At 73.7% G+C, this 8,762-nt stretch carries 7 protein-coding genes; 4 read left to right on the top strand and 3 right to left on the bottom strand.

Annotation, left to right across the window (positions count from 1 at the left end):
* Positions 1-124 precede the first annotated feature (124 nt).
* The 3 genes from H1A17_RS32430 to H1A17_RS32420 all read right to left on the bottom strand — a co-directional run bounded on the left by H1A17_RS32430 (position 125) and on the right by H1A17_RS32420 (position 5,068).
* Complete coding sequence (locus H1A17_RS32430) at positions 125-1,486, bottom strand: cellulose binding domain-containing protein (protein WP_145918482.1); 1,362 nt, start codon at positions 1,484-1,486, stop codon at positions 125-127.
* A 305-nt stretch (positions 1,487-1,791) separates the two neighbouring features.
* Positions 1,792-3,459, bottom strand: a complete 1,668-nt coding sequence (locus H1A17_RS32425; RefSeq protein ID WP_145918483.1) for a cellulase family glycosylhydrolase — start codon at positions 3,457-3,459, stop codon at positions 1,792-1,794.
* A gap of 400 nt (positions 3,460-3,859) precedes the next feature.
* Entirely contained in the window at positions 3,860-5,068 is a 1,209-nt protein-coding gene (locus H1A17_RS32420) for a DUF349 domain-containing protein (protein WP_145918484.1), read from the bottom strand.
* Positions 5,069-5,321: 253 nt separating this feature from the next.
* Here H1A17_RS32420 and H1A17_RS32415 point away from each other — a divergent pair, with 253 nt between their 5' ends.
* The 4 genes from H1A17_RS32415 (at position 5,322) to dapF (ending at position 8,535) form a co-directional block, all read left to right on the top strand.
* Positions 5,322-5,771, top strand: a complete 450-nt coding sequence (locus H1A17_RS32415; RefSeq protein ID WP_228544669.1) for a hypothetical protein — start codon at positions 5,322-5,324, stop codon at positions 5,769-5,771.
* 112 nt (positions 5,772-5,883) lie between these two features.
* Positions 5,884-6,786: a hypothetical protein gene (locus H1A17_RS32410; protein WP_309236925.1), complete on the top strand. Its 903-nt coding sequence runs from the start codon at positions 5,884-5,886 to the stop codon at positions 6,784-6,786.
* Complete coding sequence (miaA, locus tag H1A17_RS32405) at positions 6,702-7,694, top strand: tRNA (adenosine(37)-N6)-dimethylallyltransferase MiaA (protein ID WP_194823664.1); 993 nt, start codon at positions 6,702-6,704, stop codon at positions 7,692-7,694. Before H1A17_RS32410 ends, miaA begins: the two co-directional genes overlap by 85 nt.
* Before the next feature lie 7 nt (positions 7,695-7,701).
* Positions 7,702-8,535 (top strand): diaminopimelate epimerase, encoded by an 834-nt coding sequence (dapF, locus tag H1A17_RS32400; RefSeq protein ID WP_194823663.1) that lies wholly within the window; start codon positions 7,702-7,704, stop codon positions 8,533-8,535.
* Positions 8,536-8,762: the final 227 nt, after the last annotated feature.

Raw genomic sequence — 8,762 nt, 5'->3', positions numbered from 1 at the left:
GGGTGTTGCTCGGGTTGCCCACGGTCGGCGCGCCGGCCGCGCCGCCCGCGCCGACGACCGGCTGCGCCGCGCACTGACCCCCCCGGCCGGGGCCCGCCACCGGCGGACCCCGACCGGTGCGCGGTCAGACCGAGATCCGGCCCGCGCCGGCGCCCGCCGTCACGATGGACTTCACGCTGCTCGCGCTGTCCAGGGTGTACGGGTACGGGATGCCGGCGACGCTGCCGCCGGTCTGCCCGGCGGGCGAGTTGACGAAGTGGTTGTTGCGGGCCACCAGGCTGCCCGGCCCGGAGTCGGCCTCGCCGAGGTGGTAGGTGTCCTTGACGTTCTCGAAGTAGTTGCCCTCGACGAGCACCCCGGCGCTCATCGTGGAGGCCACGCCGTAGCCGGCGTTGTTGTAGTAGTAGTTGTTGTAGACGTGCACCGGGTTGCCGAAGCGGACCCGGGGGTTGCGCTGCTTGCTGCCGTCGTACCAGTTGTGGTGGTAGGTCACCCGCAGGTGGCCGATGTCCTGGCTGCCGTTGTCGTCGCTGTGCCCGAGCAGCATCGTCTTGTCGTGGCTGTAGACCCGGTTCCAGGAGACGGTGACGAAGTCCGAGCCGCGCTTGATGTCGACGGTGCCGTCGTAGCCGTTGCTGAAGGTGTTGTGGTCGATCCAGATGTTGGTGGCCGAACTCTCCACGTTGATCGCGTCGTCGCTCCAGTTGCGGAACGTCAGGTTCCGGATGATGACGTTACGGTCGCCGTTGACGGTGAAGCCGCAGCCGACGATCGTCGCTCCGGCGTTGCCGAGCACCGTCTTGTTGGAGCGGACCCGCAGCATGCCCGAGCAGTTGATGGTGCCGGAGACCCGGATCACCGCCGCGCCGGTGGCGTTCAACGCGCTGGTCAGCGCCGAGGCGGTGGAGACGGTCGTCGCGCCCGCGCTGCCGCCGCCGGTGGTGCCGCCGTTCTGGGTGGCCCAGCCGACCAGGCCGGTCTGCGGCACGCTGGGCGGCGGGGTGGTCGCCGGCGGGGTGGTCGGCGGGGGTGTGGCCGACGGCGGGGTGGTCGGCGCACCGGTGGGGGCGGTGCTTCCGGTGCAGGTCACCCCGTTGAGGGTGAAGCTGGTCGGTGCCGGGTTGCTGGAGTTGTTCCAGGTGCCGTTGAAGCCGAACGAGACACTGCCGCCGGTCGGCACGCTCCCGTTGTAGCTGACGTTGGTGGCGGTCACCGTGCTGCCGCTCTGGGCCACGGTGGCGTTCCAGGCGTCACTGACCGTCTGCCCGGCCGAGTACGACCAGCGCAGGCTCCAGCTCGACAGCGGGTCGCCGAGGTTGGTGACGGTGACGTTGCCGGTGAAGCCGCCCTGCCACTGCCCGCCGAGGGTGTAGCTGACCGCGCAGCCGGTGGCGGCGTGGGCGGCGACGGCGGTGAGCGTGCCGGTGGCGAGGAGGGCGACGGTGGTGGCGGCGATCAGCGTCGTACGACGCCGAGGTGTGCGCATGCTGCGTCCCTTTCGGGTGGGACAGGCGGCCGTCGACGGGGGAGCCGCCGGTGGGTGCCGCGCCCGTGGGCACCGGTGACTCGCCGCGTTCGCCGATCGGCCCCTGCCGGGGGGTCAGGTCGGTACGAGGTGGCTCCCGTGTGGTGCGCCCGCAGCCCGGACAAGCGCTTTCCCGAGCAAAGCATAGACAGTCGCAGATGTAAATCGGCGGGCCGGCTGCCGCCCCGACGGTGCCGGACCGGCCGGCGGGCCACCTGTCGACGGACGAGTCGACAGGCGGCCCGCCGGGTGCGGACGGGACCGGCTCAGCAGGCGGTGCCCTTGAGCTTCACCGAGGCCGGCGCGGCGGCCGTACCGTTGGCGGTGAAGCCCACGGTGACCGACGCGCCCGCCGCCAGCGACGGCGCGTAGCTCGGCCCGGCGGCGGTCACCGTCGTGCCGGACTGGGTGACCGTGGCGTTCCACCCGTTGACCAGGGTGACCCCGGACGGCCAGGTCCAGGTCACCGACCACGGGTTGACCGCCGCCGAGCTGGTGTTCTTGACGGTCAGCTCGCCCTGGAAGCCACCCTGCCAGGCGTTGACCTGCTTGTAGGTGGCGGTGCACCCACCGGACGCCGGCGGCGTGGTGGTGGGCGGCGGGGGCGTCGTGGTGGGCGGCGGCGCGGTGGTGGTCGGCGGCACCGGGGTGGTCGTCGGCGGCTTCGGCGTCGGGGTGCCCGTCGGGTCGGCCCCACCGGCCACCGGCGCGATCAGGTACGGCTGGAGGATCGCCTGCTTGGCGGTGTTGATGTTGGTCCAGTCGTCCAGCGCGATGCCACCCGTGTCACCCGAGTTCGGGTTCCACGACCAGTAGGTGAAGGACATCCCGTTCACGCCGGTGCCGGTGTAGGCCATCAGCTTCTCCAGCCACACCTTGTCCCGGGGGTCGGCCAGGGTGCTGCCGAACTCGCCCATCATGATCGGGGCGATGTTCTGCTTGTAGAGGTAACCCCAGTAGCGGTCCCAGACCGCCGGCAGGTTCGCCGGGAAGTCGGCCGCCTTGAACCACTCCTGCTCGTAGACGCTGGTGGCGTACTCGTGCGGCGAGTAGACCAGCCGGTTCGCCACGTTCAGCCGGACCGGGAACTGCCCGGCCTTGGACAGGTTGCCACCCCACCAGCCGCAGTCCTCGTCGTTGCTGGTGTCGTTGTCCCAGACGTTCGACAGGCCGCCGCTGGGGCAGCTCACCCCCTCCACGAAGATCAGCCAGTTCGGCTGCACCCCGAGGATCGCGTTGCCCGCCCGCTCGGCGGCCAGCCGCCAGTCCCGGGTGGTGTCGCCGCAGCCCCAGCAGGCGCCGGTCGCGGCCGGGTTGGTGCCCTCGGCGTGCGGCTCGTTGTGCAGGTCCGCGCCGATCACCGTGGTGTTGCCGGCGTACCGCTGGGCCAGCATCTTCCAGTCGTTGAGCCAGGTCGCCTCGGAGACCGTCGAGGTGTACCAGAGCGGCGACTGACCGGCCGACGTCGGCCGGTGCCGGTCCAGGATGACCCGCATGCCCTTGCTGCCGGCGTAGTCGATCACCTTGTCGAGGATCTGCAACGGGGAGAGCCCGATCAGGTCCGGGTTGACGAAGTCGTTGATCCCGGTGGCGGTCGCGCCCGGCTTGACCGAGTCGTTCGAGTACGGGATGCGCAGCGTGTTGTAGCCCAGGCTGGCCATCTTGTCGAGTTGCCCACGCCACGGGTTGTTCGACCACAGGCCGTGGAACGTGCGGTTGTCGGTCTCCATGCCGAACCAGTTGATGCCGGTCAACCGGACCGTCGCGCCGGTGCTGTCGACGATCTTGTTGCCACTGGTGTGCAGGTAGCCGGTGCCGGTGCCGCCGACGGCGGCGGCGGCCGGGGTGGTGCTGACGGCGGCGGCGACGAACACGCCGGCTGCAGCGGTGGCGAGCGCGGTGAGCGCGGCGCCGAGAATGCGGGGTCGGTACATGCGGGCTCCACTTCGGATGCCCGGCGTCGCCACGGCGACGCGGGCGGAAAACCGGGGGAAACGCCGGCCGCCGCCGTCCGTCCCGCTGGTTTCGGGATACGCGGACAGTGCGCGACGTGCCGGGTCACGTGGACACGGCCACTCGCTGCGGTGCACCGGCGACTCCCGACGACGGTGTCCGTCGTCGGTGCCCTCGCGCCGGTGGAATCGACCTGGCTCTGCCGCCCATTCTGATCAGCCCGTCTCGATGCGTCAACAACCGGCGCCGGCGGCCCGTCCGGGCAGGTCACTCCCGGTCGACCGCCGTACCGCCCGCAGACACGCGCGAGCCCCCGGTCCCACGCGGGGACCGGGGGCTCGCGGAGCGCTCCGCTCAGCCTGCCCGTGCGTCGGGCCGGGGTCAGCCGGCCTGTTCGGCGAGCTGGAGGAACTGCCGCTTGGAGGCGAGCGCCTGCTCGGCCTCCTTGACCCGGCGGGCGTCCCCGGCGGCCTGGGCGCGGGCGAGCCGCTCCTCGGCCTCGGTGACCTGCGCCCGCATCTGGGCGAGCAGCGGGTTGTCCTCCTTGGTGGTCCGCCGCCAGGCCGAGTCCATCACCTCGCGGACCTTGTCGTCGATGGCACGCAGCCGCCGCTCCAGGCCGGCGGCGGCCTCCCGGGGCACCCGGCCCGCCTCGTGCCACTGGGCCTGGATCTCGCGCAGCTTCGCCTGGGCACCCTTCGGGTCGCCGTCGACGTCCAGCGCCTCGGCCTCGACCAGCAGCGCCTGCTTGCGCTCCAGGTTGGCCCGCTGCTCGTTGTCCCGGGCCGAGAAGACCTCACTGCGCCGGCTGAAGAAGGCGTCCTGGGCGGCGCGGAACCGTTCCCAGAGCTTCTGCTCCGACTCCTTGGAGGCGCGCGGGGCGGCCTTCCACTGGTTCATCAGCTCCTTGAGCTGGTTGGCGGTGGCCGCCCAGTCGGTGGAGTCGGAGAGCTTCTCGGCCTCGGCGACCAGCTCCTCCTTGACCGTGTGCGCCTGCTTGCGCTGCTGGTCGAGGGAGGCGAAGTGGGCGCCCCGACGCCTGGTGAAGCCGTCCCGGGCGGCGGCGAACCGCTTCCACAGCTCACCGTCGGTCTTCTTGTCGACCCCCCGGATGGTCTTCCACTCGTCGAGGATCTCCTTGAGCCGGTCGCCGGCGGTCTTCCAGCCGGTCGACTCGGCGGCCAGCTTCTCGGCCTCCTCGACCAGGGCGGTCTTGCGGGCGAGCGCCTCACCCCGGGCGGCCTCCCGGGCGGCGCGGGCCTCGCCGGCCTTCTCCTCGGCGAGCACGGCGAGCTTGTCCAGGCGCGCGGCGAGGGCGTCGATGTCCCCCACGACGTGGGCCTCGGCCAGCGAGGCGCGGATCCGCCGGACGGTGCTCAGCGAACCCCCCGCGTCGGCGGCGCCCGAGTTGAGCCGGGCCTCGGTGAGGTCCACCTCGGTGACCAGGTCGGCGAAGCGGCGGGCGAAGTGGGCCAGGCCCTCCTCGGGCGCGCCCGCCTGCCAGGAACCGACCACCCGCTCGCCCTCGCCGGTCTTCACGTACACGGTGCCGTCCGCGTCCACCCGTCCGAAGGCAGTCCAGTCGCTCATGTGCCCATCCTCGTTCTCCCGGCGTCGTCGGGAAACCCCCCGCGATCGCCGCCACGGCGCAGCCAACTTGCTCCCGGCATTGTCACAGGTCCGCCCCCGTCCGCGTCGAGCGCCTGTCTCTGACCGTGACCATACGGTGTCCTAGCACCCACACACAGGCTCCGTGGGGGGAGTGTCGCAATCCGCCGTACGCTGTACGGTAGGCCGTACAGGAAGCTGCCGTCCGCACTGCGGGCGGGCGAGGAGGAGCAGGATGACCCAGTCCCACACCCGGATGACGCCCCCGGCCGACCCCGGGTTCGTGCCCGACGCCGCCGATCTCGCCGAGCTGGACGAGTGGTTCCGCCGGTACGACGCCCTGGCCGAGGCGGGCGACGTGGCCGGCACCGCCGACCTGGCGCTGTTCCCGCTCAACACGGTCACCGACGACGCGACCGGCGAGGGCTCGGCCCGCCAGCTCGACCGGGCGGCCTACCTGGAGATGATGGGCGGCGTCCTCAGCGGCGGGGGCGACCTGCGGATGGAGAGCCGCCGCACGCCCTACTTCCTCACCCGCAGCCTGGCCGTGGTGCTCACCGAGGCCGAGTTCACGCTCGACGGCCAACGCCAGCGGGTGCGCTACGCCGACCTGCTGGTCCGCACCGGCGGGCAGTGGCGGTTCCAGACCATGGTCCAGGGCGGCTGGGGCGGCCAGACCGACTGACCACCGACGTGCACCGGGGGAGTGGGGTCCACGCCCCCCGGTGCCCGACCCTGCCGCACCCGGGGCACCGGGGTGGGCGGAGCGGGCGGTGCCCGGCCGCTACCGTTGCCTGGTGCCCCTGGTCGCCGCCGCCGTCTGCCCGCACCCGCCGCTGATCGTGCCCGAGCTGGCCGGGGCCGCCGCGCCCGAGTTGGCGGAGCTGCGCGCCGCCTGCGCCGCCGCCGTCGCCGTCCTCTACGCGGCCGGAGCGGGCACCATCGTGCTGGTCGGTGCCGGCGAGCGCACCGCCGAGCTGAAGCTGCCCCGCCGGGGCAGCTTCGCCCCCTGGGGCCTGCCCCTCACGGTCGGCCTCGGAACACCCCACCCCGACCCCACCGGCGACCCGGCCGGCCCCTCCCCGGTCCGGGCCGCCCCGCCACGGTCCGACCCTGCGCCGCCGGCTGTTTCCCCGCCGGTTGGCGTCGGCCCTGTGCCGCTGCCGGCCGACGACGAGGGGCTGCCGCTGAGTCTCCTGGTCGGGGCGTGGCTGGTCGACCGGACCGCCCCGCCGGCCCCGACCGCCTGGCGGCTGGTGAGCGTCGCGTCGGACGAGCCGACCGACCGGTGCGCCGCCCTCGGCGCCCGGCTGGGGGTGGACGGGCCGTGGGCCCTGCTGGTGCTCGGTGACGGGTCGGCCTGCCACGGCCCGAAAGCGCCCGGCTACGACGACCCGCGCGCCGGGGCGTACGACGGGGAGGTTGCCCGTGCCCTGGCCGACGCGGACGCCGAGGCGTTGCTCGGCCTGGACCCGGAGCTGTCGGCGCAGCTGGGGGTCGCCGGCCGGCCGGCCTGGCAGGTGCTGGCCGGGGCGGTCCGTGCGGCCGGCGGCGACTGGCGCGGCGAACTGCGCCACGACGGCGTCCCCTACGGCGTCGGCTACCTGGTGGCCTCCTGGAGACGGACGGAACCGACCGGCCCGGACGGGACACCGGCCGGCGGCACCGGGCCGGCGTCGGCGGGCGGGGTGGCGCGGTGAGCGGCACGGTCGTCGCCGTGGTCGGTCCGACCGCGGCGGGCAAGTCGGCGCTGAGCATCGCCCTGGCGCACGCCCTCGGCGGTGAGGTGGTCAACGCCGACTCGATGCAGCTCTACCGGGGCATGGACATCGGCACCGCCAAACTCACCCCGGCCGAACGGGACGGGGTGCCGCACCACCTGCTGGACATCTGGCCGGTCACCGAGCCGGCCAGCGTCGCCGGGTACCAGCGGCTGGCCCGCGCGGCGGTCGACGACATCCTGGCCCGGGGGCGGGTGCCGCTGCTCGTCGGCGGCTCCGGCCTGTACGTGCGGGCGGTGCTCGAACAGTTCGAGTTCCCCGGCACCGACCCGGCGGTACGCGGACGGCTGGAGGCGGAACTGGCGCAGCTCGGCCCGGCCCCGCTGTACGCCCGGCTGGCCGGGGCGGACCCGGTGGCGGCGGCCGGCATCCTGCCCGGCAACGGCCGACGCATCGTCCGGGCGCTGGAGGTGATCGAGCTGACCGGGGCGCCGTTCACCGCCTCGCTGCCCGACCCGACCCCGTACTACCCGGCGGTGCAGCTCGGCGTCGACCTCGACACCGCACTGCTCGACGAGCGGATCGCGGCGCGGGTCGACCGGATGTGGGCCGACGGGCTGGTCGCCGAGGTCCGCGCGCTGTCCGGGCAGGGCCTGGCCGACGGCCGGACGGCCAGCCGGGCGCTCGGCTACCAGCAGGTGCTGCGGTTCCTGGCCGGGGAGACCGACGAGGCGCAGGCACGGGACGAGACGATCCGGGCCACCCGCCGGTTCGTCCGGCGGCAACGCTCCTGGTTCCGCCGTGACCAGCGCATCCACTGGCTGGACCCGACCGCGCCGACGTTTGTCGAGACTGCCCTGCGGGTGGTCGCCGGGCATCGGCCATGATGGGGGCGTGGAGTTCACCAAGGGTCACGGCACCGGCAACGACTTCGTCATCCTGCCCGACCCGGACGGCACCCTCGACCTGACCCCCGGCCTGGTCGCCGCGCTCTGCGACCGGCGGCGCGGCCTCGGCGGAGACGGCGTGCTGCGGGTGGTCCGGGCGGCGAAACACCCCGACGGGGTCACCCTCGCCGGTGAGGCCGAGTGGTTCATGGACTACTGGAACTCCGACGGCTCGTTCGCCGAGATGTGCGGCAACGGGGCCCGGGTCTTCGTCCGCTACCTGCTGGCCTCCGGGCTGGCCGCCCCGGCCGGCGGAACCCTGCCGGTGGCGACCCGCGCCGGCCTCGTCCGGGCCCGGGTCGACGGCGACACCATCGCCGTCGAGATGCGCCGCCCCCGGCTGTACGACGCCTCCCGCGCCGTCCTCGGCGGGCTGACCCTGCCCGGCACGGCGGTGGACGTCGGCAACCCGCACCTGGTCTGCGCCCTGCCGGCCGGTGTCGACCTGGCCGACCTGGACCTGACCCGCGCACCCGAATTCGACCCCCGGGTCTTCCCGCACGGGGTGAACGTCGAGTTCACCACCCCCGCCGACCCGGTCGACGGCACCGACGGCCATGTGCTGATGCGGGTCTACGAGCGCGGCTCGGCCGAGACCCTGTCCTGCGGCACCGGCGCCTGCGCGGTCGCCGCCGTGGCGCTGCGCGACGCCGCCCGGGACACCGGCGTCGTGGCGGTTGACCTCCCCGGCGGCCGGCTCACGGTCACGGTGACCGCCGACTCCTGCTGGCTCGCCGGCCCCGCCGTCCTGGTCGCCACCGGCACCCTCACCCTCCCCTGACCCCACCCCTTCGCCCCGCGCGCCTCGCCTCGCCGCCCGCCTCTGCCGCGCCTCGTCCCGGTGATCAAGAGGTTCGGGTCAGAACTGGCGCTGCGGTTGACGCATGCCTCTTGATCGCCAGCGTCGGACGGGGGTGGTGCGCGGTGATCAAGAGGTTCGCGTCAGGGACAGCGGGTGGGATGACGTAAACCTCTTGATCACCGGGGGCAGGCGGGGCGGGGAGATCG

The sequence above is a fragment of the Micromonospora sp. S-DT3-3-22 genome (assembly GCF_015354745.1).
Classification (GTDB): domain Bacteria; phylum Actinomycetota; class Actinomycetes; order Mycobacteriales; family Micromonosporaceae; genus Micromonospora; species Micromonospora wenchangensis.
The sequence above is the reverse complement of the archived record's forward strand: the minus strand, read 5'-3'. Positions and strand labels throughout refer to the sequence as shown.

Bases quoted from the DNA above. Each gene is read 5' to 3' on its own strand.
- H1A17_RS32430 (WP_145918482.1), bottom strand. From the start codon at position 1,486: ATGCGCACACCTCGGCGTCGTACGACGCTGATCGCCGCCACCACCGTC.
- H1A17_RS32425 (WP_145918483.1), bottom strand. From the start codon at position 3,459: ATGTACCGACCCCGCATTCTCGGCGCCGCGCTCACCGCGCTCGCCACC.
- H1A17_RS32420 (WP_145918484.1), bottom strand. From the start codon at position 5,068: ATGAGCGACTGGACTGCCTTCGGACGGGTGGACGCGGACGGCACCGTG.
- H1A17_RS32415 (WP_228544669.1), top strand. From the start codon at position 5,322: ATGACCCAGTCCCACACCCGGATGACGCCCCCGGCCGACCCCGGGTTC.